The organism is Curtobacterium pusillum, from assembly GCF_013359865.1.
In the GTDB taxonomy this organism is placed as follows: Bacteria; Actinomycetota; Actinomycetes; order Actinomycetales; family Microbacteriaceae; genus Curtobacterium; species Curtobacterium pusillum.
In genome coordinates this window covers 43538-70235 of sequence record NZ_JABMCE010000052.1, presented here as the reverse complement: position 1 = coordinate 70235, position 26698 = coordinate 43538, and the positions used below count along the sequence as shown (strand labels likewise).

The following is a 26698-nucleotide window of genomic DNA, read 5'->3' as shown; positions in this document are numbered from 1 at the left end:
GTCCCGGTCGGCGCGGTGAACCCGACGGCGGCGTCCGGGTACCCGGGTCCGAGCGGGTCCGGCGGTGCGACGAGGAACGCCCCGGCGATCGGAGCGCGTCCGGCGTCCCGCAGCCAGCCCGCGACGGCCAGGACGCCCAGGCTGTGCGCGATGAGCACCGGCGGCTCGTCGGACGCCGCCACGGCGCGGGAGATCGCCGCCGTCCAGTCGCCCGGGTCGGGTTCGCTCCAGGACGTCGGCTCGATGCGGACCACTCCGTGGTCGTCGTCCGCTGCGCGTTCGTCCTGCCACAGCGACTGCCAGTGGTCGGGGCCGGAGTTCCAGATCCCGGGGACGATCACCCACGGTCGAGGTCTGCGCACCCTGCGAAGCGTAGCGGGGCGGCCGATCGGAGTCCCTGGCCTCAGCCGTGCAGCGTGTCGCGCGGGTACTCGCCGAACCGCGCCGCGTACGCGCCCGAGAACCGACCGAGGTGCGCGAACCCCCACCGGACCGCGACGGCGGCGACCGTGACCTCGCCCGGGGCCGATCGGCGGAGCTCCTCGCGCACCCGGTCGAGGCGGATCCCGCGCAGCATCCCGTTCGGCGCGGACCCGACCTGGCGCTGGAAGGCCTGCTGCAGCCCGCGCACGCTGAGCCCGACGTGCTCGGCGACGTCCGTCGTGGTGATCGGCGTGTGGGCGAACGCGTGCATGTACTCGACGGCCTCGCGCACCCGTCCCGTCGCGCCCTGCGGCAGCGTGACGTCGGGAGCGAGGGCGGTGTGCGGGAAGGTGCGGAGCAGCGCCAGGGCGGTGTCCCGCGCGGTCTCGGCGAGCACGAGCGGCGACACGGGCCCGTTGCCGAGCACGGTCTCGGCGGCGCGCTGGACCTGGGTGTTCCAGCGGCGCAGGTCCTCCGTGCGCGGCGCCTGCGTGTGGTCGAACACGAGCGGCGCGGGCTGCGTGCCGTGCTCCTCCGCGGCCACCCGCTCGAGGAAGGTGCGCTCGAACTGGACGAGGCTCTGCCGGACGTCCTGCAGGTCGAACGCGAAGGGGCGTCCCGTGGGGAACATCATCGGCGTACCGGGTCTGAAGGCGACCTCCTGCCGGCCGACGTCCACGATCCCGCCGCCGTCGGCGAGCCACATCACGACGTACTCGTCTCCCGACTCGACCTCGCCCTCCATCCGGGCGTCGAAGCGTGTCGAGCGGAAGGACATGGTGTCGTCGCCGGTCACCCGGAACCGGTAGCTGAACGCCCGGTCCGTCCGGGTCGCCCGGAACCCGTCGCTCCCGTACGCGTCCTGGTACATGTGGACCGCCGCCTCGAGATCGGCCCCGGACGTCTCGAAGCTGGTCCTGGGGTCGGGCTCGGCGTTCATCGTCCGAATCGTGACACGGCGGCGCACAACCCCGATGGTTCGCCGCCCCGCCTCGCGGGTAACGGCTCCGCGGCTGCGCGAAGCGGATGAACAGAGCAGAGTTCAGGTTCGGTGAGCGCCCCTCGGTGGTCTCAGGAGACGGAGCGTCCTCGCCGGGTCGCGACGAGTTGGACCGCGACGGCGGCAGCCATCAGCACCGCCATCACGGACCCCATCGCGAGTGCCGTGCCCCCGAGCGCGCCGGCGAGGGGCGTGCCCAGTCCCCCGAGCCCGAACGTCAGCCCGCCCTGCAGTGCAGCGGCGGTACCGGGGTGCGCCGCGCCGATGTGCTGCGTCCGCGTCATCGCCGCCGGCAGTACGAAACCCCAGGCTCCGGTGACCACCGCGAGCGAGACCCACACCGGGACGACGCCGAGCCCGAGCAGCGCGGACACCAGGACGCCGACGGCTCCGAGTGTCCCGACCGCGAGGCCGAACGACAGCAGCGCGTCCTCCGAGAACCGCCCGACGACGCGGCGGAACACCAGCGTCGTGACGATCATCATCGACGCGTTCGTGGCGAAGACGAGCGTGTACATCCCCTCTGAGAACCCGAACTCGGTCTGGAACACGAACGAGCTCGTGGCGATGTACGCGAAGAAGCCGATCGTGGAGAGCACCCCGGTCAGGACGTAGGCGCGGAACCGCGGGATGGCCATGAGCTCCCGGATGCGCGACCAGTTCGCCCCGAGACCGACCCCGCCGCGGAACTCCCGTGGCAGCGTCTCGCGGAACCGCACGACCACCGCGACGAAGAACACCGCACCGAGGACGGCGAGCACGACGAACATGAGCCGCCACGTGCCGATGGTGAGAACGGCTCCCCCGGCCAGCGGTGCCACGACCGGTCCGATCGCGTTGATCGCCGCGAGCGTCCCGAACACCTTCGCCATCCGCGGGCCACCGGTGACGTCGGAGACCATCGCCCGTCCGGCCACCGCGCCCGCGGCCCCGGCGAGCCCCTGGAACACCCGGGCGAGGACGAGCGTCACGACGTCCGGCGCGAACGCGCACCCCACCGACGCGAGCGCGAAGACGGCGGTGCCGACGAGCAGGAGCGGCCGTCGCCCGATCCCGTCGCTCACCGGTCCGGCGAGCAGCTGGCCGACGGCGAACGCGACGAGGAACGCCGTCAGCGAGAGCTGGACCGCACCCGGCGTGGTGCCGAGGTCGCGCGCGATCGCCGGCAGGGCCGGGATGTACATGTCGGTCGCGAACGGCGAGACGCCCACGATGAGGGCGAGCGGCAGGATCGGCGGCAGGACCGTGGTCGCGGTCGGGATCCGGGTGCGCTCCGTCGTCACGACGGCCACGGTACGCGCACCCGAATCGATTCGACAAGGCCGAGCTCGGCGGTTCCGACAGAACGCGCGTCGATCGACTCGTGTCGTGTCGCGGATGCTGCGCAACCGCCTGGAGGCGCGGTGCCGGCCCGTCGGACCGGCACCGCGCCTCCAGGCGGTTGCGCGACCGCGGAATCAGCCCGTGTTCTGCAGGCCGGCCGCGATCCCGTTCACGGTGAGGAGCAGCAGCCGGTGGTCGCCGTCCGCCGGGTCCGTGCTGCCGGAGGTGCGGATCGCCCGGAGGGCCCGCAGCTGCAGGTGCGACAGCGCGTCGACGTAGGGGCTGCGGAGGCGGACGGCGCGGGCGAGGACCGGCCGGTCCTCGAGGACGTCACTGCCGCCGGAGACGCGCAGCACCCAGTCGCGGGTGCGGACCATCTCGTCCAGCACCTTCGCGGCGAGGTCGTCGCGGTCGGCGAGTTCGAGGTACCGGCGGGCGATGTGCTCGTCGGTCTTGGCGAGCGACATCTCGACGTTCTTGATCATCGCGCCGAACAGCGGCCACTCGGCGTAGGCGGTGCGGAGGAGCTCCACGTCGCCGACGGCCTCGAGCGCGGCGCCGAGGCCGTACCAGCCCGCGAGGTTGATGCGCGCCTGCGTCCACGAGAACACCCACGGGATGGCCCGCAGGTCCTCCAGGGACTCGACCGAGAGCCCGCGGCGGGCCGGACGGGAGCCGAGCGGCAGGAGACCGATCTCCTCCATCGGGGTCACCCGGGCGAACCACGGCGCGAACCCGTCGGCCTTCACGAGGTCGTAGAACGCCTGCCGCGAGACGTCGTCGAGCTGCTGCGCGAGGTCGGCGAAGCGGGTCGCGGCGACGGCCGTGCGCTCCTCGTTCGACGGCGACGACGCGAACAGGGTCGCCGACGCCATCTGCTCGAGGTGCCGGGCGGCGATGTCCTTGTCGCCGTACTGGGCGAAGATGACCTCGCCCTGCTCGGTGAGCTTGAGCCGTCCGTCGATCGACCCCGGCGGCTGCGCGAGGACGGCCTCGTTCGCGGGTCCGCCGCCGCGTCCGAGCGAACCGCCGCGGCCGTGGAACAGCGTCAGCTCGACGTCGTGCTCCTTCGCCCAGTCGGCGATGCGTGCCTGGGCGTCGTAGAGCGCGAGGTTCGCCGACACCGGGCCGACGTCCTTCGACGAGTCCGAGTAGCCGAGCATGACCTCGAGCCGACGGCCCGTGGCGGCGAGGCGTCGCTGGAACGCCTCGGTGCGGACGGCCTCGTCGAGGATGTCGACGCTGGCGTGCAGGTCCGCGAAGGTCTCGAACAGCGGGATGACGTCGAGCACGGGGGCGGCCTCGGGCGATCCCAGGGCTGCGACCGCGAGCTCGTGGACGTTCGCCAGGTCCTCGGCCGACTGGGTGAACGAGACGATGTACCGGCTGGCGGAACGCACCCCGTAGCGCGACTGCAGCGACGCGATCGTGCGGAAGACGGAGAGGACCTCCTCCGTCATCTCGCTCAGCTCGCCGCCCGCGCGGATCTCGGCCAGGGCGTTCCGGTGCACCTGCGAGTGCTGCCGGACCTCGAGCTCGGCGAGGTGGAACCCGAAGGTCTCGACCTGCCAGATGAGGTTCTGCAGCTCGCCGTTCGCGGGGCGCGTGGCACCGGCCGCGACGAGCGACGTCTGGATGACGCGGAGGTCCGTGAGGAGCGCGTCCGGCCCGGCGTACGCGAGCCGGGAGTCCCCCTGGCGGGTGGCGTCGATGCGGGCCGCGACGAACATGAGGGCACGGCGGTGCGTCTCGTTCGGAGCGCGGACCCCGATGCGCTCGGCGATCCCCGCGTCGAGCGCCTCCTGCGTCGCGACGAGCGCGGTGAGGCCGGCGTCGGCGGGGGTCTCGTTCGCGTCGAGCGTCAGGGTGCTGCCGATGCGGGTCGCAGCGCGGGCGAGGCCGAGCAGGATGTGCTCGGCCGCGATCTCGGCGGCCTGGCGGGTGACCTCGGCGGTCACGTGCGGGTTGCCGTCGCGGTCCCCGCCGATCCAGGTGCCGAACCGGACGAACGCCGGCGCGGTCACCGGGGCACGGCCGGCGTCGTCGCCCTGCAGCCGGTCGTCGAGCAGTCGGTACACCTGCGGGACGATCTCGAACAGCGTCTGGTCGAACACGCTCATCGCCGTGCGGACCTCGTCGAGCGGGGTCGGCCGGGTCGTGCGGAGCGGCGAGGTGCGGAGGAGCGTCGTGATCTCCTCGAGCAGCCGGCGCTCGTTCTCCGCACGGGCGGTGGCGTTCGTCGTCCGGTCGCGCTCGTCGATGAGGTCCGTGATGCGACGCACGGCCGTGGTCACCGCGCGTCGGCGGGCCTCGGTCGGGTGCGCGGTGAGCACGGGGTGGAAGCGGAGCTCCCGGAGCCGTGCGGCGGCCGCATCGTCCCCGACCTCCTCGACGAGCGAGGCGTAGGTCGCCGGGAACGAGTCCCCGGCGAGACCGCCGTCGTCTCCGCGGTGCCGCAGCACGCGGACACGGTGGTGCTCCTCCGCCAGGTTCGTCAGGTGGAAGTACGTCGTGAACGCCTGCGCGACGGCTTCGGCCCGCTCGGCGGACATGCCCGCGACGATCGCCTCGGCACGCGCCGCACCCTCGGCGTCGCCGCCCTCGAACGCGTCGATGACCGCGGCGCGCAGGCTCTCCACGTCGTGCAGCAGGTCCTCGCCACCGGTCTCGCGCAGCACCCGCCCGAGCAGGTTGCCGAGGTACCGCACGTCCGAGCGCAGGTCGCTGTCGACCGCGCCGCTGACGTCGTCCCGCGGGCGCCCGTGGCGCGTGTTGCCGTCGATCGCCGTCATGTGGTCCTTTCCGCGTCCGCCGGGAGGCTGGTCCCGGCTCCCAGCAGCGTATCGGCCCGTCGAGACGGGTGACGACAACCGTCCGGACGGACCGCCGGGATCGCGGCAGGTTCCCATCACACCCGGACGAACATCCGACTGCGTTCGTAGGATCCGGCCAGGGATGCGCCGCATCCGCAGGTGGAGGGACCGGATGAGCGAGACGGCCGAGCCGACAGCGCCCGAGAGCACCGCACCGCCGCTCGAACGATGGGTCTTCTGGCCCGCCGCAGGACTCGTCCTCGCGTTCGTCGTGGTCGCCCTCGCGGCACCGCGCGCCACGGAGGACGCCTTCACCGCCGTGCAGGGCGCCATCGTGCGGGACTTCGGCTGGTACTACGTGATCGCCGCCGCCGGGTTCGTCGTGTTCGCGATCTGGATCGGGTTCAGCCGCTTCGGCGACATCGTGCTCGGCCAGGACGACGAGCGGCCGGAGTTCTCCACGATGTCGTGGCTCGCGCTGCTGTTCGCCGCGGGCATGGGCATCGGGCTCGTCTTCTACGGCGTCGCCGAGCCGCTCAGTCACTTCGCCTCGCCGCGCCCCGGGGTGACCGGCGACGACGACGCCCTGGCGCAGCAGGCCGTCACGCAGACGTTCCTGCACTGGGGCCTGCACGCCTGGGCGATCTACGTCGTGGTCGGGCTCGCGCTCGCCTACGCGATCCACCGCCGGTCGCGACCGGTGTCGATCCGGTGGGCGCTCGAGCCCCTGCTCGGCAGGCGGGTCGTCGGTGGGTGGGGGAACCTCATCGACGTGCTCGCGCTGATCGGCACGCTGTTCGGCGTCGCCACGTCACTCGGGCTCGGCGTGCTGCAGATCGGCTCCGGACTGGACTACACCGGGATCGCCGACGACACGCTGGGGCTGCAGATCGGGCTGATCGTCGTGGTCACCCTGATCGCGATCGGCTCGCTGCTGAGCGGGGTCGGCACGGGCATGAAGATCCTGTCGAACATCAACCTCGCGCTCGCAGCGGTCCTGCTGGTGTTCGTGCTGTTCGTCGGCCCGACCCAGTTCCTGCTCGGCGAGTTCGTCCAGTCGATCGGACAGTACGTCCAGGGCTTCGTCGGGCTGGCGTTCGACACGAGCGCGTTCGCGGGGAAGTCCGGACAGGAGTGGCAGGGGGCGTGGACGACGTTCTACTGGGGCTGGTGGATGTCCTGGGCGCCGTTCGTGGGCATCTTCATCGCACGGATCTCCCGCGGTCGCACGGTCCGGCAGTTCGTGCTCGGCGTGCTGTTCGTGCCGACGCTCCTGACCTTCCTGTGGTTCGCGATCATGGGTGGCACGGCGCTGTACGACCAGTTGCACGGCCACGCCGATCTCATCGGGGCGGACGGCAGCGTGTCCGTCGAGCAGGTCCTCTTCCAGCTGCTCGGGAGCCTGCCGGCCGGCACGGTGCTCGTCATCGGGGCGATCATCCTCATCGGGGTGTTCTTCGTGACCTCCGCGGACTCGGGGGCGCTCGTGATGGGGATGATCGCGACCGGAGGACAGATCGAGCCGAAGAACTGGATCCGCGTCTTCTTCGCCGGCGTCACGGCGCTGGTCGCGGTGGCGCTGCTGCTCGCAGGTGGGCTCGACGCGCTGAAGACCGCGGCGATCACGACCGCCCTGCCGTTCAGCATCGTGATGATCCTGATGTGCTGGTCGACGGTGATCGCGTTCACCCGTGAGCGGCGTGCGTACGCGCGGGCGGAGCGGCGGGCGCTCATGTCCGACCTGGCGGAGTTCTACCAGCAGGAGGTCGTCGACCCCGCCGAGCGGGCCCCGAGAACCGGTCCGATCCAGAAGCTCGCGCGCCGCATGCGCCACTGAGCGTTGGGTCGGACCGCCGGGGAGGCTCAGCTCGGCTCGGAGAGCTGCGCCCGGGCCGCGGCGTGCGCCTCGACGATCTGCACGCGGGCCGACCGTCGATCGGTCAACGGAGTGGTCCACGGCACGACGACCTGCTCCTCGGCGCCGTCGTCGAGCTGCGCGATCCAGACGCCGGCGATAGCGTCGATCTCGGTCATGGTGGCCGCCACGGCCGTCGCCGCGCCGTTCGCCCGGACGATCACGAGGTTGTCCCGGCCGTGGTCGTCGTTCATGTGCCGGAGGATCGCACCCCGTGCCTCGTCGTCGAGCGGCGCGCTCATGCGGTCACCACGGCGTCCGCGCCCCCGCGGCGTGCGTCGAGCTCCTCGAGCAGCCCGTTGTTGAGGGCGTAGGCGAGCTCGACCTCGGCGATCACCCGCTCCTGCTCCTCGGCCGACCACGGCGCGGCGTCGAGCTGCGCCCGGTAGGTGTCCTTGAACGCCCCCGGGTCGGCGACCTGGTCGAAGATGTAGAAGAGGATGCCGTTCGTCTCGAACCCGAACTGGTCGGCGAGCACCTTCCCGATCACCTGGCCGCCGGACAGGTCCCCGAGGTACCGCGTGTAGTGGTGTGCGACGAATCCGCCCGGCCACTCGGCGGCGACCTCGTTGAGGCGGCGGACGTAGGCCGTGGTCGCGGGCAGCGGGCACACGAGCTCCGACCAGTCCGGTCCGACGAGGTACTCGAGGTCCGCCCGGATCGCGGGCATGCGCGTCAGCTGGGAGGTGACGAAGGGGAACGCGACGGGGTGGTCGGCCATCCGTTCGGCAGCACGCTCGAGGGCGTCGTACACGAACGAGTACTGTCCGAGCAGGGCCGCGTAGTCGGCGACGTCGCACCCGCCCCGGAGCAGGTCGTGCATGAAGCCGCTCCCGGCCGAGGTGCCGTGCGAGCGACGGGTCCGCGTGCGCAGCAGTTCGGAGAACGGGATGACGGTCGTGTCCATGAGGTAAGGCTAACCTTAGTCACCGATACGTCAAGCGCCGCGCCAAGCAACGGAGAGGAAGCTCGCACCGATGAGCTCGAAACCCAATCGCCCCCAGCACGTCTTCGTCGTCGACCGCACGGAGCGCCTCTCCCCGCACATGGTCCGCGTGCACCTCGGCGGCCCCGCCTTCGACGACTTCGTCGGCGGCGCGGATCCGGAGCGCCTCGCTGCGACGGACAAGTACGTGAAGCTCCTGCTCGCGAAGCCGTCACTCGGCCTCACTCCCCCGTACGACCTCGAGGGGCTCCGCCAGACGCTCCCCAAGCAGGATCGCCCGGCTCGGCGCACGTACACGGTCCGCGCGGTCGACCACGACGCGAAGACCATCGCCGTCGACTTCGTCGTGCACGGCGACGAGGGCCTCGCCGGCCCCTGGGCGGCCGCGGCGCAGCCCGGCGACCTGCTCGCGCTCTCCGGACCCGGCGGCGGGTACGCCCCCTCCGCCGACCCGGCCGTCACGCACGTGCTGCTCGGTGACGACAGCGCCCTGCCCGCGATCTCCGCCGCCCTGGAGGCGCTGCCCGACTCCGCCACGGGCGTCGCCCTGGTCGAGGTGGCCGGCCCCGCCGACGAGCAGCCCGTCCGCCACCCCGCCGGTGTGGACCTGCGGTGGCTGCACCGCGACGCCACCGGCGCCGAGCCGGGCACGCTCCTGCTGGAGGCCGCCCGGTCGCTGGTGCGCGCCTCCCGGCCCGTCCAGGTCTTCGCGCACGGCGAGCGGACCGCGATGAAGGCGATCCGTCGGCTGCTGCAGGACGACTGGGGACTCGAGAAGTCCGAGATGTCGCTGTCCGCATACTGGGCGCTCGGCCGGGCCGAGGACCGGTTCCAGGAGGAGAAGCGCGAGCCGATCGGCGTCATCTTCACCGAGTGACAGCCTGGGCCGGGAGGCACGGCTCGCGTCGGTGGGTCCGGCTAGCGTTCCCGGCATGATCGCCCTCTCCTGCTGCGTGCCCGGTTGCCACGCACCGGTCGCTGTCGGCGACGGCTCGCCGCCGGTGCCGCTCTGCGCGGGGCACGTCACGCTCGTGACCGAGTTCGTCGCCGAGCACGCCGGCGTCGAGGACGCGCTGCCCGGCCCGTGCCCGGTGTGCGGGTCGCGGGTCGGGGTCCGGTACCCCTCCCGTGCGGTGTGCGTCACGTGCGAGTGGCGGTACGGGGACGTCCCCGACGGCGAGCTCGCTCCTCCGCGCGTCGACGTCGTCTACTACCTGCGGATGCGCGACGACTTCGGCGACCGGATCAAGATCGGGACGACCGCCAACCCGCGCCAGCGGCTCGCGGCGATCCCGCACCAGGACCTGCTCGGGTTCGAGCGCGGCGACCGGACCCTCGAACGGCGGCGGCACGCGCGGTTCGCCGCCACCCGGTACCCGGGCACCGAGTGGTTCCGGGTGACGCCGGAACTGCTCGCGCACGTCGACGCCGTGGCCTCGGGGGTGACCGACCCGTGGGAGCTGCACGCCCGGTGGACGAGCGAGGCGCTGGCGCTCCGCACCTGAGCGCACGGGCGGCGCGGCGCGGCGCGGGCTGCGCGGGCGGCGCGGGCGGCGCGGTCAGCGGGCGTAGGCGTCGACGAATAGGCTGCCGCGGATGTCCCGCAGTGTGTCGATCAGTCGGGCGACCGTGCGGCCGGAGATGCCGGACACTTCGAGGTCGTGGGGACCGAGGGCCTGCAGCCGCCCGGTCCGGATGCGCACGACCTCCCACCCGACGGCCCGCACGGCACGGTCCTTCCGCCGGTCGGTCTCCTGCCGGGGTCCGACGTGCTCGAGCCCGTGGCGTCCGGTGGAGTCGTACTCGATCGCGACGCGGAGCTCCGGCAGGATGATGTCCGGCCAGACCTCCACGTGGTCGAAGAACGGACGGTCGAGGCGGATCGCGGAGTGGTCGTACGTGAAGGCGAAGCGTTCGGCCAGCGCGGCGCGGAGCTCGGCCTCCACCGCGGACGCCGTCGCCGGTGCGCAGACGCTCGCGAACGACTCGCCCGAGGGCAGGCGGGGCGTCTTCGGGCAGATCGACCGCGGGACGGCCGGCTTCGGAGTCCGGGGCGCCGTGGGGTCCGGGCGTCGCCGTGTCCGCGCGGACGCCATCGCTCCGGCCGGGACGCCCCGTGCCGGCGCCGCGGGCAGGGTCTGCCGCCCCGTGAGCCGGACGACGCGCTGCGGTACGGGCACCCCGGACGGCCAGTCGGCGGGCAGGACGGGCCAGCGCTGGGGCTGCGCCTGCACCGCGCACTCCGGGCACCACACCGAACGCCGACGCTCACGGCCCGGGCGGGATCGCTGTTCGGCTGGCGTGGCCACGAAGACGTGTCCCACGTCGCACTCCCACGTGAGCAGCACCTCGGCCGCCGGCGGGACCTGCGTCAGGACGACGCCGTGGTTCCACTCCGGGTGGTACTGCCGGACGAGCACGGGGTAGGACGCCCACTCGGCACGGAACTCCCCCACGGCGTACGGCACCGCGGCACCGCGCGACCACTGCCGGCGGCGCCACCACGCGTCGACGGGTTCGGCCACGCCGTCACGGTAGGCACGACCACCGACACCGGCGATCGTCGGCCCCTCAGTCCTCCGGCGGGGTGGTGAAGGTGAAACGCTCCGGCCCGGCCTCGGACCCGTCGTCGAGCACCCGGATCCCCGACTCGCGGCACGCCGTCACGCCGTCCCGGTGCACCCGCTCGGGCCGTGGGCGCTTCGGGACGCCGGCCGCACCGAACACGGCCCACGCGTTGGCGGCCGAGGCGCTCGTGAACCGGGTGCTGTAGCGCACACCGGCGAACCCGGCCGCATCGAACGCCCGTGCCCAGGCCTGCGGAACGCGGTAGTCCGTCATGGTCTGCAGCTCGGCACCGACGCCGTACCGGACGGCTGCGGGATGGGTGACGTCCGCGAAGCGTCGTCCCCGCGACGCCCGGGCGGCGACGACGACCATCTCCCGCGCACGGGAGGCGAACACGGTGTTCGTCGTGAGGACGTGGTGGGCCAGCCGTTCCCGCACGGCGACCTCGACGGCGTCGGCCCAGTAGCACGTGCCGCGCGGAACGGCGAGGTCGAAGCGTCCCCCGTCCACACCGTCGGCATCGGGTTCGGCGCTGGCGAACCACCACGCGCCGCGGTCGTGTCGCTTCGCCCGGTAGAACGTGGTGCCACGGGACTCCTCGACCGGGAAGTCCTCGAGGGCGAGGTCGTCACGCGGCGGCCGCTGGGCGACCTCGTTCCGGCTCGGCGTCACGCGTCCGCCGCCCACGCGTGCGCGGCACGACGGGCTGCCGCGAGCACCTGCTCGTCCCGGCCGTCGCGGAGCGCCTGCGCGGCGGTGGTGCCGCCGAACTCGTCCGCCACGGTGTTGAGCCACAGGGCGCTGCCCCACGGGTCGATCCGGTCCGGGTCGATGAGCGCGAGCACCTGCCGCAGGTTCGGCAGCGGCGCGCCCGAGGCGCCGAACTGGAACGACGGGTAGACGAGGCTGCCGTCGCCGATCTTCAGACCGATCAGGTCGCGTTTCGCCGTCGCCTTGCTGAGCGCCTGCCTGGTGACCCCGCGCCACGCAGCGAGCGTCGGGGTGTCGTAGAACGGGCCGATCAGCGCGTCGGCCTCGTGCTTGACGGCGGGGAGCGCGGCCACCATGCGGTCCGCGAGCACGTCGACGTCGACACCGTCGCCGAGCGCGCCGTCCGCGTGCCCGCTGACGAGCCGCCGACGAAGCGCGTCGAGGAGGGCTTCCGCGGAGGCGCTCAGCGCGGCTCGGTCGTTCGCCCCGTCGTGCTCGGCACGTGCTCGTGCTCGTGCTGTGGTCGCCATGGCCCGTCTCCCGTCAACCGTGTCAACCCATTGTCCCGCAGGTGCGACAACCGCGTCAACCACTCGCGGCCCGGACCGGGTCAATCCGCGAGTGCTCGCCGGACGTAACCGACCAGGGCGTTCGCGTGTCCGTGTCCGAAGCCGTGCTCGGTCTTGAGCCAGGTCACGACCTCCATGTGCCGATGGTCGTCCAGCTGCTCGGTGATGAGGTCGAGCCAGTCCTGCACCGGGCGCCCGTACGTCCGTTCGATGCTCGGGAAGTACGACGCCGGCCCCTTCGGCTTGCTGCCGTCGGCCGGCGGCTCGGGCACGGTCACGCGGTGTGCGGTCATGCCGGTCACGATAGCGGCCGCGGAGCGTCACGGAGCGTCATCCGCGAGGCGTTCATGACGCGGTGTTCCGCCGCGTGCCGATGTGTTTCGCAGCCCGTTGTCGGTCGCCCGCGCAGCTCCTACGGTCGCGACATGACCCAGACCACCGATGCGCTGCGGCGTCGCGCGACCAGCCCCGACGGCGCGACCGGCGTCGCGGACGCGCACCGCGCCTCCCGTCCGACCGACGCCACCATCGACGCGTCCGGACGCGCCGCGCTCGACCGTCCCGTCGTCCCGCTGCGGCACCCGCTGCGCTGGATCGCCGCGGCGCTCGTGCTCGTGGTGCTCCTGAACTTCGTCGAGACGCTCTTCACGAACGAGCAGTGGGGCTGGCCGGCCGTCGGGAAGTGGCTGTTCAGCCCGGCGATCCTCACCGGCCTGCAGCTCACCCTCGTCGCGACCGCGCTGAGCGCCGTGATCAGCTTCGCGGGCGGCATCGTCGTCGCGGTCGCGAGGCTGTCCCGGAACCCGGTGCTGTCCGGCCTGGCCTGGGGCTACGTCTGGCTCTTCCGCTCGGTGCCGCTCATCCTCGTGCTGGTCTTCCTGTACAACCTCGGGTCGCTGTACCCGACGATCGGGATCGGCATCCCCTTCGGCCCGCAGGTCGAGGTGCCGACCGCGAACGTCCTCGGCGACCTCGCGATCGGTGTCATCGGCCTGAGCCTCAGCGAGGTCGCGTACGCGTCGGAGATCGTGCGCGCCGGCGTCCTCGCCGTCGACCACGGACAGCACGAGGCGGCCCAGGCGCTCGGACTCCCCCGCCGCCGGCAGTTCGTCCGGGTGATCCTGCCGCAGGCGCTGCGGTCGATCGTGCCGGCGTTCGTGAACCAGATCGTCGGGCTGCTGAAGGCGTCCTCACTGCTGTTCTACGTGTCGCTGCTCGACCTGTTCGGCGTGGTGCAGAACCTGTCCAGCACGTACCCGACGGACATCATCCCGCTGCTCGTCGTGGCGACGATCTGGTACCTCGCGCTCACCAGCGCCGTGTCGATCGTCCAGTACTACGTCAAGCGGTGGACGGCGCGCGGTTCCGTCCGGGCGCTGCCGCCGACGCCCGTCCAGCGGCTGCGGACCGCGCTGCGGCGGACCGCGGGGACAGGGCTGCGGCGGACCGCCGTGACAGGGCTGCGGCGGACCGCCGGGACAGGAGCGGATCGATGAGCGCCACCATCGGCATCCACGGCGCCGTGAAGGCGTTCGGTGACAACGTCGTCATCGACGGCGTCGACCTGTCCCTGCCGTCCGGCAGCGTGACCGTGATCCTCGGTCCGTCCGGGTCCGGCAAGTCCACGCTGCTCCGGGCGATCAACCACCTCGAGCCGCTGGACCGTGGTGTGGTCACCGTCGGCGGCGAGACGATCGGCGTCCGGCTCCGCACCGGCCGCGACGGGGTCCCCCGGTACAAGGAGCTGCCCGAGCGGCACATCCTCCGACAGCGCTCCCGGATCGGGTTCGTCTTCCAGCACTTCAACCTGTTCCCGCACCTCACCGCGCTCGAGAACGTGGCCGAGGGACCGATCGCAGCGGGCGTCGACCGTGCGTCGGCGCGCGACCGGGCCCGCGTCCTGCTCGAACGGGTCGGCCTCGGCGACCGCGCGGACACCCGCCCCCGCCAGTTCTCCGGCGGCCAGCAGCAGCGTGTCGCGATCGCCCGGGCGCTGGCGCTCGAACCGTCGGTGGTCCTGCTCGACGAACCGACCTCCGCCCTCGACCCGGAGCTCGTCGGCGAGGTGCTCGGTGTGATCCGGGACCTCGCCGAGTCCGGCACGACCCTCGTGATCGTCACGCACGAGGTCGCCTTCGCCCGCGAGGTCGCCGACCACGTCGTCTTCCTCGACTACGGCCGCATCGTCGAGCAGGGGCCGCCCGCGCAGCTCATCGACGACCCGCAGCACCCCCGCACGCGCGACTTCCTGTCCCGCGTCCGCTGACCTCCCCGTTTCCCGCAGCACCCGACCCCAGGAGAACCATGTCCACGAACAGCCCAGCACGCTGGCGGCACGCCGCCGGCGCCCTCGTCCTCGCCACCGGCGTCGTCCTCGCCCTCGCCGGCTGCGCGACCGGAGCGGCCGCCGGCACCGGCTCGTCGGACGGCAGCGTCACGATCGGAGCAGCGTCGAACGGTGCCGCGACGGAGACGAAACTCACCGTCACGGAGGACACGAAGCTCCACGAGGAGCTCCCCGCCGACGTCAAGCAGTCCGGCAAGCTCGTCATCGGCGTCGGCGCACTCCCGTCGGGCTACCCGCCGCTGGCGTTCACCGGCGACGACCAGAAGACCCTCACCGGCTCCGAGCCCGACATCGGCAGGCTCGTCGCCGCCAAGCTCGGCCTCGAGCCGCAGGTGAAGAACGCCACCTGGGACAACCTGTTCGTCGGCATCGACGGCGGCTCGGTCGACGTCGGCCTGTCGAACATCACCGTGACCGAGCAGCGCAAGGAGAAGTACGACTTCGCCTCGTACCGTCAGGACAACCTCGCGCTGCAGGTGAAGAAGGGCAGCTCCCTGAAGTTCGACGGCGACCCGTCGGTGCTCGCGGGCAAGACCATCGCGACCGACTCCGGCACCAACCAGGAGAAGATCCTCCTCGGCTGGAAGTCCGACCTCGAGAAGCAGGGGAAGACGATCACCGTGAAGTACTACCCCGACGCGAACGCGAAGCTCCTCGCGGTGCAGTCCGGCAAGGTCGACGGCTACCTCGGGCCGAACCCGACCATCGCGTACCAGAACAAACAGGACGCCGGCACCGCGAAGGCGACGACCACCGCGGGGACCTACTCCGGCGCGGGCGCCGACCTGCAGGGCCTCATCGCGGCGACGACGAAGAAGGGGAACGGGCTCGCGAAACCGATCCAGGAAGCGATCGACGAGCTCATCGACGACGGCACGTACGCGAAGTGGCTCAAGGCGTACAACCTGTCGAACGAGGCCGTGCAGCAGTCCGAGCTCAACCCGGAGGGCCTCCCGCTCGACGCCGGCTGACGCTGCGCTTCTGCGCGCGGCACCCCCGTGGCTGGCCTGGCCACGGGGGTGTCGTCGCGTGCGGGCAATAGATGCGTGCGCACCCGTCAACACGGCACACGTCGATCAACTGGTGGAGCGTCGCGATACGCGCGCACAGGACGAACGGGAGGCGAATCGCCCGCCCAGTCCGCCTGCGCGGCCCGAGAACGCCTGGGATCGAGGATCGACAGCACGGTGACGCCGGTCTGCAGGCGGATGCGCGAGGTCGAGGCCGCGAGCGCCCCGAGCAGCACGGACGGTGCGGCGGAGAGGAACGGGCCGGCGTCCGGGTCCTCCTGGTACGGGACGATGTCGAGCAGCTGGAACCGCATCAGCGCACCGCGCCGGCCGGCACGGAGCCCGCTCCCACCCCGACGTCGGCCCGCGCAGACCACTCCACAGCGAGCAGCTCGTAGGAGCGCACGCGGGCATCGTGGTCGTGCGTGATCGTGGTGACGAGGAGTTCGTCCGCTCCTGTCACGCGGCGCAACGTCTCGAGTCCGTCCGCGACCTGTGCAGCGTCGCCAACGAACCGGGTGGCGATGCGGTCGGCGACGGCGGCCGTGTCATCGTCCGACAGCGGCGTCGCCCGTGCCTCGTCGGGAGTCGGGTACTCGATCGCCCCGACGCCGGAGCGGATCGAGTGCACCCACTGGCCGTACCCGAGCGCGAGTTCCTCGGCCTCGTCCGCGGTACGGCCCACCACGACGTCCGCCGACACGATGACGTGCGGGGCGTCGAGCACGCCGGGCTGGAACGCGTCGCGGTACGCCTGCACCGATGCCAGGACCGTGCCCGGCGACGTGTGGTAATTCGCACCGTACGGCAGGCCGAGCGCGCCGGCGGCCCGGGCGCTCGCGCCGCCCGTCGAGCCGTGGATCCAGAGCTCGACGGGAGCGGCAGCCGCCGGCGGGGCCTCGACGACCGCGCCGTCGCGCGACCAGTTCCCGGCGAACAGTGCCCGGATCAGGTCGAGTTCGCCCTCGAACCGGTCGACGTCGCCCGGCACCCGGCCGAGCAGCTCGCCCTGCAGGGCGAACCGGCTGCGCGGGGCGACCCGGAAGTCGAACGGGGCCGGGATGAGCAGACCGTCGACCACCTCGTCCGCGCGGAGAGCGAGCGACGGCGGCTTCGGGGTCCCGGGCGCGGGGGCACCCGATCGTCCGAGCCCGAGGTCGATCCGCGGTCCGTACAGCGCGGCGAGTGTGCCGAAAGTCTCGGCGATCTGCAGCCCGCGGACGTTGCCGACCAGGGTCGCCGCGCTGCCGACCCGGATCGTCGAGGTCGCCGCGGCCACCGCCCCGATCACGATGTTCGGCGCGCTGCCGGCGACGCCCGGGTTGAGGTGGTGCTCGGCCAGCCAGTACCGGGCGTACCCGGCGCGTTCCGCCGCGACCGCGAGGTCCACGGTCCGGTGCAGGGCCGCTGCCGCCGATGAACCGGCGCTGACCGGCACGAGGTCGAGGATCGACAGGGGGACGGCGGTCATGCTGCGTCCTTCCACGCGCCGGTGAGCTGGTCGAGGCGGGTGTCCGCACCGAACGCGACGCCGTGCACGTCCTTCGCGGTGGCGATGATGCTGGTGAGCTCGTGCACGGGGACGAAGTCGACCTGCGCGGCGATGCGCTGCTGGATCGACGAGAACGTGGCGGTGCGGTCGGTCGCCGACGACTGCGAGAGCTCCTTCGTGAAGAGGGCGTCGAGCGTGCTGTCCCCGGCGCCGATCGACTGGGCGCCGTCGCTGGAGAACTTCGAGCGGAGGACGTCACCGTCGGCGCGGGAGTTGTTGTCCCACGCGAGGTCCCAGTCGCCGCTCGTGGTGTTGGCGAGGTACTGCGGGACGGTGCCGCTCTCGAGCGTGAGGCCGACGCCGACCTTCTTCAGCTCCTGCTGGATGAGTTCGAGCGAGGTCTGGTTCGGCCCGAAGTTGGTGATCCAGATGAGCTTGAGCTGGAGCGTCTGACCATCCTTCGCGCGGATGCCGTCCGAGCCCTTCTCCCACCCGGCGTCCTGCAGCGCCGAGGCCGCCGCCGTCGGGTCGTACGAGATCGCCGAGGACGTGTTCTTGTATCCGGGCGTGGTCGAACCGAGCACCGAGGTCGCGACCTTGAACAGGTCGTTCAGCGACGTGTCCCGCACGGTCTTCGGGTCGACGGCCTGCGCGATCGCCTTGCGGACGACGAGGTCGGACACGAGCGGGCGCTTCTGGTTGAACGTCAGGCCGAACACCTGCCCGGGGTTGGCACGGCTGACGAGGTCGTACTGCGACTTGAGCGTGTCGACGTCGCTCGGCTGCACGCTGCTGATCGCGTCGAGCTGGCCGGACTGCAGACTGCCCGTTCGGACGCTCGCCTCCGGAACGACCTGGAACGTCACCTTCGACAGGTGCGCCGCCCCGGCGTTCGACCGCGCGGCGGGACCCCAGTCGTAGTCCTTGCGCTTCGTCAGAACGGTGGAGGTGTTCTTCGTGTACGACGACAGCGTGAACGGCCCGGTCCCGATGACCGCCTTGCCGTCGGCCCGGTCGTCGAACGGCGTCTCGGTGGTCTTCGGCGCGACGATGCCGAGCGCGACCGATGCGGTGGCGTTCGGGAACGCGGCGTTCGGGGTCGTGAAGTCGACCTCGACGCTGTCGTCGTCGACGACCTTCGTCTCCTTGTACCCGGAGAAGTACGCCGCGGCCGTGCTCGACGCCCCGGCCTTCGCGATGTCGTCGAAAGTGTCCTTGACAGCGGTGGCATCGAAGGACGATCCGTCGGAGAACGTCACACCGGACCGGAGGTCGAACGTGAACGCTGTCGCGTCGCTGTTCGCCGCGTACTTCGTCGCGAGCCACGGCTTGAGGGATCCGTCCGACGGGTCCTGCCAGAGCAGCGAGTCGACGAGCTGCCGGGTGATGGCGAGCGTGTCGTTGCCGGCACCGGTCCCGCTCGGGTTGAGCGTGATCGGGTCGTTCGCGACGGCGTAGGTCAGCGAGCCGCCGTCGACGGGCTTCGACGAGGACGACGACGCGGTGCTGTCCGACGAGCAGCCGGCCATCACCAGGGCCGCCGCGGTGCCGACCGCGATCGCGGTCACCAGACGGATCGGGGTGCGGTGGATGGTCATGAGGCTCCTTCGGGTGCGGGATCAGAGGCGGGTGCGGGATCGGAGGCGGGAGCGGCCAGGACGGGACCGCGCCGAGATCGCCCGGGGATCGCGTCGAGCAGCGCGCAGGTGTACTCGTGCTGCGGGTCGTGGAGGACGTCGGCGACGCCGCCGTGCTCGACCACGCGGCCGCCTCGGAGGACGGACACCTCGTGCGCGATGCGGCGGACGACGGCGAGGTCGTGCGAGATGAAGAGGTACGAGACGCCGAGCGTCGACTGGAGCGACGCGAGCAAGTCGAGGATCTGCGCTTGCACGGACACGTCGAGCGCCGAGACGGGTTCGTCGAGGACCACGAACGACGGGTCGAGCACGAGCGCCCGGGCGATCGCGACGCGCTGCCGCTGCCCGCCCGACAGTTCCGACGGTCGACGCTCCGCCGCGGAGGCAGGCAGGGCGACGAGGTCGAGCAACTCCGCAACGCGGGCCGCACGCGAACGCCGGGTGCCGATGCCGAACGCCGCGAGCGGGTCGGCGATGATCGAACCGACCGACAGGCGCGGGTGCAGGGCCGCGTACGGGTTCTGCTGTACGACCTGCGCGCGGCGCCGGTAGGCCCGCAACCCAGCACCGCGGGCAGCGGTCACGTCGTCGCCGTCGAAGCGGACCGTGCCGGCGTCGGCGCGTTCGAGACCGAGCACGAGCCGCGCGGTGGTCGACTTCCCGGACCCGGACTCCCCCACAAGGGCGAGGGTGCGACCGCGCGGGACGGTCAGGTCGACGCCGTCGACGGCGGCCACGCGGGCGAAGGACTTCCGCAGCCCCGTCGCGACGACCAGGGGGTCGCTGTCCTCGGACTGGAGGTGGGCCCCCTCGGGCCGGTTCCGGACGGACGCGGAGCCTGCGGAGCGGCCGGCCGGCCGAGCCCGCGGGGACGGCGCGGATCCGACGGACACGGTCACGTCATCGAGACTGGGCGCCGCGGCGATGAGCGCACGGGTGTACGGCTCGCGCGATGCACCGAGCACCTCGGCGGGGGTGCCCTCCTCGACGATCCGTCCCTCGGACATCACGACGATGCGGTCGGCCCGGTCCGCGGCGACCCCGAGGTCGTGCGTGATGAAGAGGACGCTCGTGCCCCGCTCGGCGACGAGCCGGTCCAGGTGGTCGAGGATCGTCCGCTGCATCGTGACGTCGAGGGCGCTCGTCGGTTCGTCCGCGACCAGGAGCTCCGGGTCGCCGATGAGCGCGATGGCGATGAGGACGCGCTGCCGCATCCCGCCGGAGAGCTCGTGCGGGTACTGCTTCGCGCGCAGCTCCGGGCGGTCGATGCCGGCGCGGCGCAACTCCTCCACGGCGCGTTCGTGCGCCTCGGCGCCGGTCGCGATGCCGTGGATCTCGAGCACCTCGGCGACCTGCTTGCCGATCCTCGTGACGGGGTTGAGCGAGACGGTGGGGTCCTGCGGGACGAAGCCGATCCGGACGCCGCGCACCGAGCGCACCTCGGCGTCGGAGGCGGTCACCAGGTCGAGGTCCGCGGAACCGGCGACGGTCCCGGAGAGCCGCACCGTGCCTCCCGTCAGGTCGGCCGCTGCGGGCAGGAGCCGGAGGACCGCGTGCGCCGCCGTCGACTTGCCCGAACCGGACTCGCCGACGATCGCGACGCGTTCGCCGCGACCGACGTCGAGGGAGACGCCGTGCAGTGCCGTGCGCGCGTGCCGGCCGTGGCCGTACGCGACCGTGAGGTCGCGGATGCTGAGGAGGCTCATCGGACGGCCCGCCGTTCGGTGTCGAGGGCCCGGGCGACGCGGTTGCCGGCGAGGACCGTGACCGCGATGACGAGACCCGGGATGGTGGTGAGCCACCACGAGGTCGCGATGAAGTCGCGACCGGTGGCGACCAGGGAGCCCCACTCGGGCTGTGGCGGCTGGGCGCCGTAGCCGAGGAAGCTCAGGCTCGAGACGGCGAGGATCGCGGTGCCGAACTCGAGTGCGGCGAGCACGAGCACCGGACCGGCGGCGTTCGGCAGCACGTGCACGAGCAGGACGCGCCACCAACGGTTGCCGTTCGCGGAGGCGGCTTCGACGTAGGCCGCCGTGCGGACCCGAACGACCTCGGAGCGCATGATCCGAGCGATGGTGGCGATGCTCGCGACGCCGACCGCCACCGCGACGTTCACGGTGCCGAAGCCCAGGACGGTGACGATCGTCAGCGACAGCAACAGGCTCGGGATCGCGAGCAGGACGTCCGCGACACGCATGAGCACGGTGTCGACCGCCCCGCCGACGAACCCGGCGAGGAGCCCGACCACCGAGCCGCCGACGAGGCCGATGAGGATCGCGAGGATCGCGGCCTGCAGGGTCAGCGCGGTGCCGTGGATGACGCGTGCGTAGAGGTCGCGACCGAGCTGGTCGGTGCCGAACCAGTGCGCGGCGTCCGGCGCGGTGAGCTTCACGGCCGGCTCCGCGGCGAGCGGGTCGTGGTGTGTCAGGGCTCCGGGGAGCAGCGCGGCGAGGACGACGAGGGCGAGCCAGAGGACCGCGACCGTGAGTGTCGGCCGGGCGACGAGACCCCGCAGCGCGGTCGCTCCCCCGGGGAGCCGGTCGGTGACGAGCGGCGCGGAACGGCCGATCGCGAGCTGCGTGGTCTCGGTCATGCGGGGGCTCCCTGGGGTGCGGTCGTGGTGCCGGTTCCGCCGCCCGGCGTCGCGCCGCGCGGCCCGTCCGGCGTGCCGTCGCCCGGGGCCGTACCGTCCTGCTCCCGGAGCTTCCGGCGACTCCCCGCCAGGACCACACGCGGGTCGAGGAGCGGGTACACGAGGTCGACGACGAGGTTCGCGACGACGAAGATCGCCGCGGCGACGAGCACGATGCCCTGGACGACGGGGATGTCCTGCCCCTGCACCGCCGTCGCGGTGACGCGGCCGAGGCCCGGGCGGGAGAACACCGTCTCGGTGACGACGGTGCCGGAGAACAGCTGCCCGACGATGAGTCCGGTGACGGTGAGGGCCGGCAACGCGGCGTTCTTCAGCGCGTGCCGGAGCTGCACCCGCCAGCGCCCGGCGCCCTTGGCGTACGCGGTGTCGACGTACGGCTCGCGGAGCGTCGCCACGAGGGACTTCGACAGCAGCTGGGCGATCGTCGCACCGGTGGGCAGCGCCAGGGTGATCGCGGGCAGCACGACCGACGGAGGTCCCTCGCCGCCGAACGCCGGGAACACGTGCAGGCCGAACGAGAACCACTGCACGAGCAGCAGGGCGAACCAGAAGCCCGGGACGGCGACGCCGATCGGGGGCAGCTGCAGGAGGAACTGTCCGAGGGAACGGTTCCGGGTCCAGGTCGCGAGGACCGCGAGTCCCCCGCCGAACACGATGGCCAGCAGCAGGCCGACGACCGCGATCTGCACGGTCGGGCCGACGGCCTCGCCGATCACCTGGGAGACCGGCCGTCCGACGCCGATCGAGTGGCCGAGGTCACCCGTCAGCAGCGAGCCGAGGTGCTGGACGTACTGCACGAGGACGGGCTGGTCGAGGCCGTACTGGTGGCGGAGCGCGTCGAGCTGCGCCTGCGACACGTCGGTGGCGTCCGGGCCGAGCATGATCCGGGCGGGGTCGCTCGGCAGGACGTAGAGGACGAAGAAGGAGATCGTCCACGCAGCCCAGAGCACGAGCACCGCCTGCCCGATGCGCGAGAACACGTACCGGGTCACGCCGTCACCACCTGGCGGGGCGCCGGGCGCGCCGTCCAGCCGAGCGCCGGTGCGACCTTCGACACGACGTCGGCGACGATCTGCTCGTACTCGTCGCCGGCGAACTCGTACGGCAGCTCGATGCGGAACTCGTCGACCTCAGCGAGTGTGGCGTCCTGCACGAGCTGTTCGACGATGTGCTCGGCCGGACCCACGAGGTCCGCCGAGAAGAGGGTGCGACGAGGACCCTGCGGCGCGGTCTGGCGAGCGAGGCGCGACTCGTACCACGACCGGTAGCGGTCGCGCGAGGTGCGGTCGGCCGAGTCCGTCGGGACGACACACCGTCCCCAGGCCACGCGGGGTGCGCGGCCCGACGGCAGCGCCGCACGGTACGCGGCGAGCTGGTTCCGCTGCGCGGTGCCGTAGTCGTCGGTGCCCTCACCCGAGGTGAGGTTGCCGATGAGCAGGTTGAGGCCGGCGCTCCCGGCGAAGGCCGCCGAGCGGAGCGATCCCCCGCCGTACCACACCCGGTCGACGAGGCCCGGGGCGTACGGCTGCAGACGCGGTCGCTGCACGTTGCCCGGGCTCTGGATGAGCGTGTCCTCCTCGCCGAGGAACGACCCGCGCAGGTTGTCCACGAACCGGGTCACGCGGCCGTACCCACGGTCGAACGAGCGCCAGTCGCCGTCGAACACCAGGTCGCCGAGGATGTCCTCGTGCGGCGCGCTCGTCGACAGCCCGACCTGGAGCCGTCCGTGCGACAACACGTCCGCGAGCGAGAAGTCCTCGGCGAGACGGAACGGGCTCTCCCACCCGATCGGCACCACCGCGACGCCGAGCTCGATCGCGGTCGTACGCTGCGACGCCGCGGCCAGGAACACCGCCGCGGAGCCGATCCCGTGCTCGAGGTGGCGGTGCCGGACCCAGGCGCCGTCGACACCGAGACGCTCCGCCGTGGCGAAGAGGTCGAGCGTGGCCTCGAGCCCCTCGACGGGCGCGTCGTCCTCGAAGTTCCCGGGGACCAGGATCGCGAGACTCGAGACCGTCATGCGAGTGCCCCGGTCCGCTGGCGCGAACGGATGGTCCCCGGTAGGCCGAGCGTGTCGCGGAGCGTCGCGCCCTCGGTGTACGACTCCCGGTACACGCCGCGCTCCTGGAGCAGCGGGACGACCGTGTCGACGAACTCGTCGAGACCGTACGGGTTGGTGTGCGGCACGACCACGAAGCCGTCCGTGGCCCGCTCCTGCACGTACCGGTCGATCTCCGAGGCGATGTACGACGGCGTGCCGACGAAGCCGCCGCGCGTGGACACCTCGATGACGAGGTCGCGGATCGAGAGGTGTTCGGCGGCGGCCCGGTCGCGCCACGACTGCACGAGCGCGCGCGGGTCCAGCACGTGCCGGACCCGACCGCGGGTGATGGTGTCCGCGTCGAGGTCGGGCTCGACGTCCGGCAGGGGCCCGTCGACGTCGTACCCGGAAAGGTCGCGGTTCCAGACCTGCTCGAGGAACGCGATCGCCGTGGCGGGGCTGACCTGGGCGCGTTGGATGGCTCGGGCCTTCTCGGCGGCGTCCTCCGGTGTGTCGCCGAGCACGAAGGTCGACGCCGGCAGGATGTGCAGCTCGTCCTTCGACCGGCCGAAGCGCTCGAGTCGTGCCGTGATGTCGTCGTAGTAGGACTTCGCGTCGTGGAACTCGGTGTGCAGAGAGAAGATCACCTCGGCGTGGGCTGCGGCGAGTTCGCGGCCCTCGTCGGAGTCGCCGGCCTGGACGACCACGGGGTGCTCCTGCGGGCTCCGCGGCACTGGGAACGTGCCGGTGACGTCGAACTGCGGGCCGTGGTGGTCGACGTCGCGAATCCGGGAGCGGTCGGCGAAGACCCCGGTCGGGAGGTTCGCCACGACGGCGTCCTGCTCCCACGAGTCCCAGAGCTCGCGGGAGAGCTCGATGAACTCCGCGGCGCGCGTGTACCGCTCCGCGTGGTCGAGGTACCCGCCACGGCGGAAGTTCGCGCCGTGGAACGCGTCCGAACTCGTCACGACGTTCCAGCCCGCGCGGCCGTCGGTGAGGTGGTCGAGCGTGGCGAGCTGCTTCGCGAGCTCGACCGGTTCGTTGAAGGTCGTCTGCAGGGTCCCGACCAGCCCGATGTGCGACGTCACGCCGGCCAGAGCGGCGAGGATCGCGAGCGTGTTCGGACGGCCGACGACGTCGAGGTCGTGGATCCGGCCCTTCTGCTCGCGGAGTCGCAGCCCTTCGGCGAGGAAGAGGTAGTCGAAGAACCCGCGCTCGGCGTTCTTCGCGAAGTGCTCGAACGACGAGAACGCGATCTGGCTCTCGGCGCGGTCGTCGCTCCAGACGGTCGTGTTGTTGACGCCCGGGAAGTGCGCGGCGAGGTGGACCTGACGCTTGCTGCTCATGCTGAGACCCCCAACGAGGACGAGGACGCGTACCGGCTGACCGCCGGGGCGATGCCGAGCCGCGTGCGCAGGTCGGCGGTGGGACGGGAGGCCACGTCGGCACGGAGACCGGCCGTGACGAGCCCGGGGACGAGCTGCCGCGCGATCGCGGTGCTGTCGATCGGGATGCGCAGCGGCCGCAGCCGGACGCCGGCGTAGCCGAGAGCCCGAAGGTCCCCGATCAGCGCCACCAGCTCCGGAACCGTGGTCGCGAGGACGGACGTATCCGATCCGGAACCGACCGAGTACGGCGCTCCGGCAGCGGCGTCGAGCGCGGCGAGCTCGTCGGCGGCCTCGGCCGCCGAGGACCCGATGAGCACCGCGAGGTCCGCGAGGACCGGACGACGGACGTCGGAACCAGCCACCTGCTCGAGATGACGGATTTCATCCAACAGGTCCCGCGCCTCCCGTCCGCCGTAGCCGGGCGTGACCAGCACGACGTCCGCAGCGTCCACGGCGAACGCGGCCGCGTCGGCACGGTGCGCGAGCGAGAAGACCGGCGGGCGCCCCTGCGGCGACCGTGGCACGATCGACGCGCCGTGCGCGGAGACGAACGAGCCCTCGTACTCGGCGTTGTGGATGCGGTCGCGGTCGATGAAGCGGCCGGTCGCGACGTCGCGGATGATCGCGTCGTCGTCCCAGCTGTCCCAGAGGCGGCGCACGACCTCGGCGACCTCGCGGGCCTCGTCGAAGAGGACGGCAGCATCGTCACCGCCGGGGCGACGGCCGAAGAGCGCCGCCTCGCGGACCGTCGGACTCACCTGGGCCCGCCATCCGGCTCGCCCGAGCGAGACGTGGTCGAGGGTCTGGAGGCCCGTGGCGACGTGGAAGGGTTCGGTGTGCGTCACGGAGACGGTCGGCACCAGACCGACGGCGCGCGTCGCGGGGGCGACCGCGTTCGCGACGAGGAGCGCGTCGAGCCGGCCGACGACCGTGCGGGTGTCGAGGTCGCCCGCGGCGTCGACGGGGCCGGCGGTGAAGGAGTCCTCGATGGTGACGGCGTCGACGCCCAGGCGGTCCTGCTCGACGACGACGTCGCGCCAGTGCCGGAGGCTCGTGAGTCGCTGCGCCGCCGGGCCGGCGACGCGCCAGGCGGCGGGGTGCCAGCCGGCGCCCTGCAGGGCGGTGACGAGGGTGATGCGGTCGGGCATGGTGCGCACGCTCCTAGTGGGTGTGTTCCGGGTCGACGGCGCTTGCGCCGAACTTGAAGCCGAGCCGGCCGTGGGCGAACCCGCCGCCGGCGCGGATGGCCGTCGCGACCCAGGCGGCCTCGGCGAGCTCGGCGTCGTTCGCACCGGCCTTCACCGCGCGCTGGCTGTGCCCGTCGATGCAGTAGACGCACTGCGTCGTGATGCCGACGGCGAGGGCGATGAGCTCCCGGTACTTCAGCGGGATCGCTCGTCCCTCGGTCTGGAACACCGACTCGTCGAACTGGACGAAGGCCTTGAGGATGTCCGGGGTCTGCTGCTTGTAGACCTTCGTGAAGGTCTTGTCGTGCTCGCGGTCCAGGTAGTCGGTCATGGCGGCGACGCTAGGGCCGTCCCGGTCCTCGGGCGACGGGTGTTGCGGACCGTGAACCGCGGTTTCGCCGTGTGACGCAGTGCTCCGCGGCTGGTGTCACACGACGTCACGCGAGGGGTGGTTCAGAGGCCGCGGCGCTGCAGGATCGGCACGAGCTCGTCGACGACGGTCTCGAGTCCCCGAGGGAACTCGTCGATCATGAGTTTGAAGCCGTCGGCCGCACGGGAGCGGTACCACTCCTCGATCGTGTCGGCCGCCTGCTCCGGCGTGCCGACGACGATCCGGGCGCCGTACCCGCCGAACCCGCGCAGGACCTCCCGGAGGCTCGTGTTGTGAGCGGA

General features: G+C 72.3%; 26 protein-coding genes. 6 read left to right on the top strand and 20 right to left on the bottom strand.

The genetic code is table 11. From position 1 onward, the window contains the following. The 4 genes from HP507_RS03570 to HP507_RS03555 all read right to left on the bottom strand — a co-directional run. On the bottom strand, positions 1–362 hold a 362-nt coding region (locus HP507_RS03570; RefSeq protein WP_175350477.1), incomplete at its 3' end, for an alpha/beta fold hydrolase. A 41-nt stretch (positions 363–403) separates the two neighbouring features. Next, entirely contained in the window at positions 404–1363 is a 960-nt protein-coding gene (locus tag HP507_RS03565; RefSeq protein WP_175350476.1) for a helix-turn-helix transcriptional regulator, read from the bottom strand. A 131-nt stretch (positions 1364–1494) separates the two neighbouring features. Then, positions 1495–2706, bottom strand: a complete 1212-nt coding sequence (locus tag HP507_RS03560; protein ID WP_271207039.1) for a multidrug effflux MFS transporter — start codon at positions 2704–2706, stop codon at positions 1495–1497. A 174-nt stretch (positions 2707–2880) separates the two neighbouring features. Next, entirely contained in the window at positions 2881–5538 is a 2658-nt protein-coding gene (locus HP507_RS03555; RefSeq protein ID WP_175350474.1) for a phosphoenolpyruvate carboxylase, read from the bottom strand. A gap of 193 nt (positions 5539–5731) precedes the next feature. Between HP507_RS03555 and HP507_RS03550 the strand changes: the two genes are divergently transcribed. Further along, a complete protein-coding gene (locus HP507_RS03550) occupies positions 5732–7396 on the top strand; it encodes a BCCT family transporter (RefSeq protein ID WP_175350473.1) in 1665 nt (554 codons plus the stop codon). A gap of 26 nt (positions 7397–7422) precedes the next feature. Here HP507_RS03550 and HP507_RS03545 read toward each other — a convergent pair whose 3' ends face one another. Both HP507_RS03545 and HP507_RS03540 read right to left on the bottom strand, forming a co-directional pair. Further along, entirely contained in the window at positions 7423–7716 is a 294-nt protein-coding gene (locus HP507_RS03545) for a DUF2470 domain-containing protein (RefSeq protein ID WP_175350472.1), read from the bottom strand. Then, positions 7713–8381 (bottom strand): biliverdin-producing heme oxygenase, encoded by a 669-nt coding sequence (locus HP507_RS03540; protein ID WP_175350471.1) that lies wholly within the window; start codon positions 8379–8381, stop codon positions 7713–7715. The genes HP507_RS03545 and HP507_RS03540 overlap by 4 nt, the downstream gene beginning before the upstream one ends. A gap of 70 nt (positions 8382–8451) precedes the next feature. Here HP507_RS03540 and HP507_RS03535 point away from each other — a divergent pair, with 70 nt between their 5' ends. Beyond that, on the top strand, positions 8452–9297 hold the full coding sequence (locus HP507_RS03535) for a siderophore-interacting protein (RefSeq protein ID WP_175350470.1): 846 nt from the start codon (positions 8452–8454) through the stop codon (positions 9295–9297). A gap of 55 nt (positions 9298–9352) precedes the next feature. Further along, a complete protein-coding gene (locus HP507_RS03530) occupies positions 9353–9925 on the top strand; it encodes a GIY-YIG nuclease family protein (RefSeq protein WP_175350469.1) in 573 nt (190 codons plus the stop codon). A 54-nt stretch (positions 9926–9979) separates the two neighbouring features. Here HP507_RS03530 and HP507_RS03525 read toward each other — a convergent pair whose 3' ends face one another. The 4 genes from HP507_RS03525 to HP507_RS03510 all read right to left on the bottom strand — a co-directional run bounded on the left by HP507_RS03525 (position 9980) and on the right by HP507_RS03510 (position 12561). Next, a complete protein-coding gene (locus tag HP507_RS03525) occupies positions 9980–10945 on the bottom strand; it encodes a hypothetical protein (RefSeq protein ID WP_175350468.1) in 966 nt (321 codons plus the stop codon). A 46-nt stretch (positions 10946–10991) separates the two neighbouring features. After that, the gene (locus HP507_RS03520) at positions 10992–11660 is read right to left on the bottom strand and encodes an RES family NAD+ phosphorylase (protein WP_175350467.1); all 669 of its coding nucleotides are present in this window, start codon (positions 11658–11660) and stop codon (positions 10992–10994) included. Beyond that, positions 11657–12229 carry a hypothetical protein gene (locus HP507_RS03515; RefSeq protein WP_175350466.1) on the bottom strand — a complete coding sequence of 191 codons (573 nt, stop codon included), beginning with the start codon at positions 12227–12229 and terminating at the stop codon, positions 11657–11659. The genes HP507_RS03520 and HP507_RS03515 overlap by 4 nt, the downstream gene beginning before the upstream one ends. Before the next feature lie 80 nt (positions 12230–12309). Beyond that, positions 12310–12561 carry a DUF4287 domain-containing protein gene (locus HP507_RS03510; protein ID WP_175350465.1) on the bottom strand — a complete coding sequence of 84 codons (252 nt, stop codon included), beginning with the start codon at positions 12559–12561 and terminating at the stop codon, positions 12310–12312. Positions 12562–12693: 132 nt separating this feature from the next. Between HP507_RS03510 and HP507_RS03505 the strand changes: the two genes are divergently transcribed. From HP507_RS03505 to HP507_RS03495, 3 genes are read left to right on the top strand one after another with little or no spacing between them, the layout of a single operon-like run. Beyond that, the gene (locus HP507_RS03505; RefSeq protein ID WP_175350464.1) at positions 12694–13764 is read left to right on the top strand and encodes an amino acid ABC transporter permease; all 1071 of its coding nucleotides are present in this window, start codon (positions 12694–12696) and stop codon (positions 13762–13764) included. Further along, positions 13761–14534: an amino acid ABC transporter ATP-binding protein gene (locus HP507_RS03500; RefSeq protein WP_175350463.1), complete on the top strand. Its 774-nt coding sequence runs from the start codon at positions 13761–13763 to the stop codon at positions 14532–14534. Before HP507_RS03505 ends, HP507_RS03500 begins: the two co-directional genes overlap by 4 nt. 38 nt (positions 14535–14572) lie before the next feature. Beyond that, positions 14573–15586, top strand: coding sequence for a transporter substrate-binding domain-containing protein (locus HP507_RS03495; RefSeq protein ID WP_175350462.1), 1014 nt, complete (start codon positions 14573–14575; stop codon positions 15584–15586). Positions 15587–15672: 86 nt separating this feature from the next. On the opposite strand, the gene HP507_RS18300 is transcribed toward HP507_RS03495, so the two are convergent. Genes HP507_RS18300 through HP507_RS03445 form a run of 10 tightly spaced genes read right to left on the bottom strand, consistent with a single transcriptional unit; the run spans position 15673 to position 26357 of the window. After that, positions 15673–15939 carry a hypothetical protein gene (locus tag HP507_RS18300; protein WP_333781353.1) on the bottom strand — a complete coding sequence of 89 codons (267 nt, stop codon included), beginning with the start codon at positions 15937–15939 and terminating at the stop codon, positions 15673–15675. Further along, on the bottom strand, positions 15939–17096 hold the full coding sequence (locus tag HP507_RS03485) for an LLM class flavin-dependent oxidoreductase (RefSeq protein ID WP_175350461.1): 1158 nt from the start codon (positions 17094–17096) through the stop codon (positions 15939–15941). The genes HP507_RS18300 and HP507_RS03485 overlap by 1 nt, the downstream gene beginning before the upstream one ends. Next, on the bottom strand, positions 17093–18715 hold the full coding sequence (locus tag HP507_RS03480; protein ID WP_175350460.1) for an ABC transporter substrate-binding protein: 1623 nt from the start codon (positions 18713–18715) through the stop codon (positions 17093–17095). Before HP507_RS03480 ends, HP507_RS03485 begins: the two co-directional genes overlap by 4 nt. Continuing rightward, entirely contained in the window at positions 18712–20463 is a 1752-nt protein-coding gene (locus tag HP507_RS03475; RefSeq protein WP_175350459.1) for a dipeptide ABC transporter ATP-binding protein, read from the bottom strand. Before HP507_RS03475 ends, HP507_RS03480 begins: the two co-directional genes overlap by 4 nt. Beyond that, positions 20460–21350 (bottom strand): ABC transporter permease, encoded by an 891-nt coding sequence (locus HP507_RS03470; RefSeq protein ID WP_175350458.1) that lies wholly within the window; start codon positions 21348–21350, stop codon positions 20460–20462. The genes HP507_RS03475 and HP507_RS03470 overlap by 4 nt, the downstream gene beginning before the upstream one ends. Beyond that, the gene (locus HP507_RS03465; protein WP_175350457.1) at positions 21347–22402 is read right to left on the bottom strand and encodes an ABC transporter permease; all 1056 of its coding nucleotides are present in this window, start codon (positions 22400–22402) and stop codon (positions 21347–21349) included. The genes HP507_RS03470 and HP507_RS03465 overlap by 4 nt, the downstream gene beginning before the upstream one ends. Beyond that, on the bottom strand, positions 22399–23430 hold the full coding sequence (locus HP507_RS03460) for an LLM class flavin-dependent oxidoreductase (protein ID WP_175350456.1): 1032 nt from the start codon (positions 23428–23430) through the stop codon (positions 22399–22401). Before HP507_RS03460 ends, HP507_RS03465 begins: the two co-directional genes overlap by 4 nt. Then, positions 23427–24797 carry an NtaA/DmoA family FMN-dependent monooxygenase gene (locus tag HP507_RS03455; RefSeq protein ID WP_175350455.1) on the bottom strand — a complete coding sequence of 457 codons (1371 nt, stop codon included), beginning with the start codon at positions 24795–24797 and terminating at the stop codon, positions 23427–23429. The genes HP507_RS03460 and HP507_RS03455 overlap by 4 nt, the downstream gene beginning before the upstream one ends. Further along, positions 24794–25987 (bottom strand): LLM class flavin-dependent oxidoreductase, encoded by a 1194-nt coding sequence (locus HP507_RS03450; RefSeq protein WP_175350454.1) that lies wholly within the window; start codon positions 25985–25987, stop codon positions 24794–24796. Before HP507_RS03450 ends, HP507_RS03455 begins: the two co-directional genes overlap by 4 nt. A 13-nt stretch (positions 25988–26000) precedes the next feature. After that, positions 26001–26357 (bottom strand): carboxymuconolactone decarboxylase family protein, encoded by a 357-nt coding sequence (locus tag HP507_RS03445; protein WP_175350453.1) that lies wholly within the window; start codon positions 26355–26357, stop codon positions 26001–26003. Between the last annotated feature and the right edge of the window lie 341 nt (positions 26358–26698).

What these genes read in the sequence shown, in the direction of transcription:
- HP507_RS03565 (WP_175350476.1), bottom strand. Translation starts at nt 1,363, where the DNA reads ATGAACGCCGAGCCCGACCCCAGGACCAGCTTCGAGACGTCCGGGGCC.
- HP507_RS03555 (WP_175350474.1), bottom strand. Translation starts at nt 5,538, where the DNA reads ATGACGGCGATCGACGGCAACACGCGCCACGGGCGCCCGCGGGACGAC.
- HP507_RS03550 (WP_175350473.1), top strand. Translation starts at nt 5,732, where the DNA reads ATGAGCGAGACGGCCGAGCCGACAGCGCCCGAGAGCACCGCACCGCCG.
- HP507_RS03545 (WP_175350472.1), bottom strand. Translation starts at nt 7,716, where the DNA reads ATGAGCGCGCCGCTCGACGACGAGGCACGGGGTGCGATCCTCCGGCAC.
- HP507_RS03540 (WP_175350471.1), bottom strand. Translation starts at nt 8,381, where the DNA reads ATGGACACGACCGTCATCCCGTTCTCCGAACTGCTGCGCACGCGGACC.
- HP507_RS03535 (WP_175350470.1), top strand. Translation starts at nt 8,452, where the DNA reads ATGAGCTCGAAACCCAATCGCCCCCAGCACGTCTTCGTCGTCGACCGC.
- HP507_RS03530 (WP_175350469.1), top strand. Translation starts at nt 9,353, where the DNA reads ATGATCGCCCTCTCCTGCTGCGTGCCCGGTTGCCACGCACCGGTCGCT.
- HP507_RS03515 (WP_175350466.1), bottom strand. Translation starts at nt 12,229, where the DNA reads ATGGCGACCACAGCACGAGCACGAGCACGTGCCGAGCACGACGGGGCG.
- HP507_RS03510 (WP_175350465.1), bottom strand. Translation starts at nt 12,561, where the DNA reads ATGACCGCACACCGCGTGACCGTGCCCGAGCCGCCGGCCGACGGCAGC.
- HP507_RS03505 (WP_175350464.1), top strand. Translation starts at nt 12,694, where the DNA reads ATGACCCAGACCACCGATGCGCTGCGGCGTCGCGCGACCAGCCCCGAC.
- HP507_RS03500 (WP_175350463.1), top strand. Translation starts at nt 13,761, where the DNA reads ATGAGCGCCACCATCGGCATCCACGGCGCCGTGAAGGCGTTCGGTGAC.
- HP507_RS03495 (WP_175350462.1), top strand. Translation starts at nt 14,573, where the DNA reads ATGTCCACGAACAGCCCAGCACGCTGGCGGCACGCCGCCGGCGCCCTC.
- HP507_RS18300 (WP_333781353.1), bottom strand. Translation starts at nt 15,939, where the DNA reads ATGCGGTTCCAGCTGCTCGACATCGTCCCGTACCAGGAGGACCCGGAC.
- HP507_RS03485 (WP_175350461.1), bottom strand. Translation starts at nt 17,096, where the DNA reads ATGACCGCCGTCCCCCTGTCGATCCTCGACCTCGTGCCGGTCAGCGCC.
- HP507_RS03480 (WP_175350460.1), bottom strand. Translation starts at nt 18,715, where the DNA reads ATGACCATCCACCGCACCCCGATCCGTCTGGTGACCGCGATCGCGGTC.
- HP507_RS03475 (WP_175350459.1), bottom strand. Translation starts at nt 20,463, where the DNA reads ATGAGCCTCCTCAGCATCCGCGACCTCACGGTCGCGTACGGCCACGGC.
- HP507_RS03470 (WP_175350458.1), bottom strand. Translation starts at nt 21,350, where the DNA reads ATGACCGAGACCACGCAGCTCGCGATCGGCCGTTCCGCGCCGCTCGTC.
- HP507_RS03460 (WP_175350456.1), bottom strand. Translation starts at nt 23,430, where the DNA reads ATGACGGTCTCGAGTCTCGCGATCCTGGTCCCCGGGAACTTCGAGGAC.
- HP507_RS03455 (WP_175350455.1), bottom strand. Translation starts at nt 24,797, where the DNA reads ATGAGCAGCAAGCGTCAGGTCCACCTCGCCGCGCACTTCCCGGGCGTC.
- HP507_RS03450 (WP_175350454.1), bottom strand. Translation starts at nt 25,987, where the DNA reads ATGCCCGACCGCATCACCCTCGTCACCGCCCTGCAGGGCGCCGGCTGG.
- HP507_RS03445 (WP_175350453.1), bottom strand. Translation starts at nt 26,357, where the DNA reads ATGACCGACTACCTGGACCGCGAGCACGACAAGACCTTCACGAAGGTC.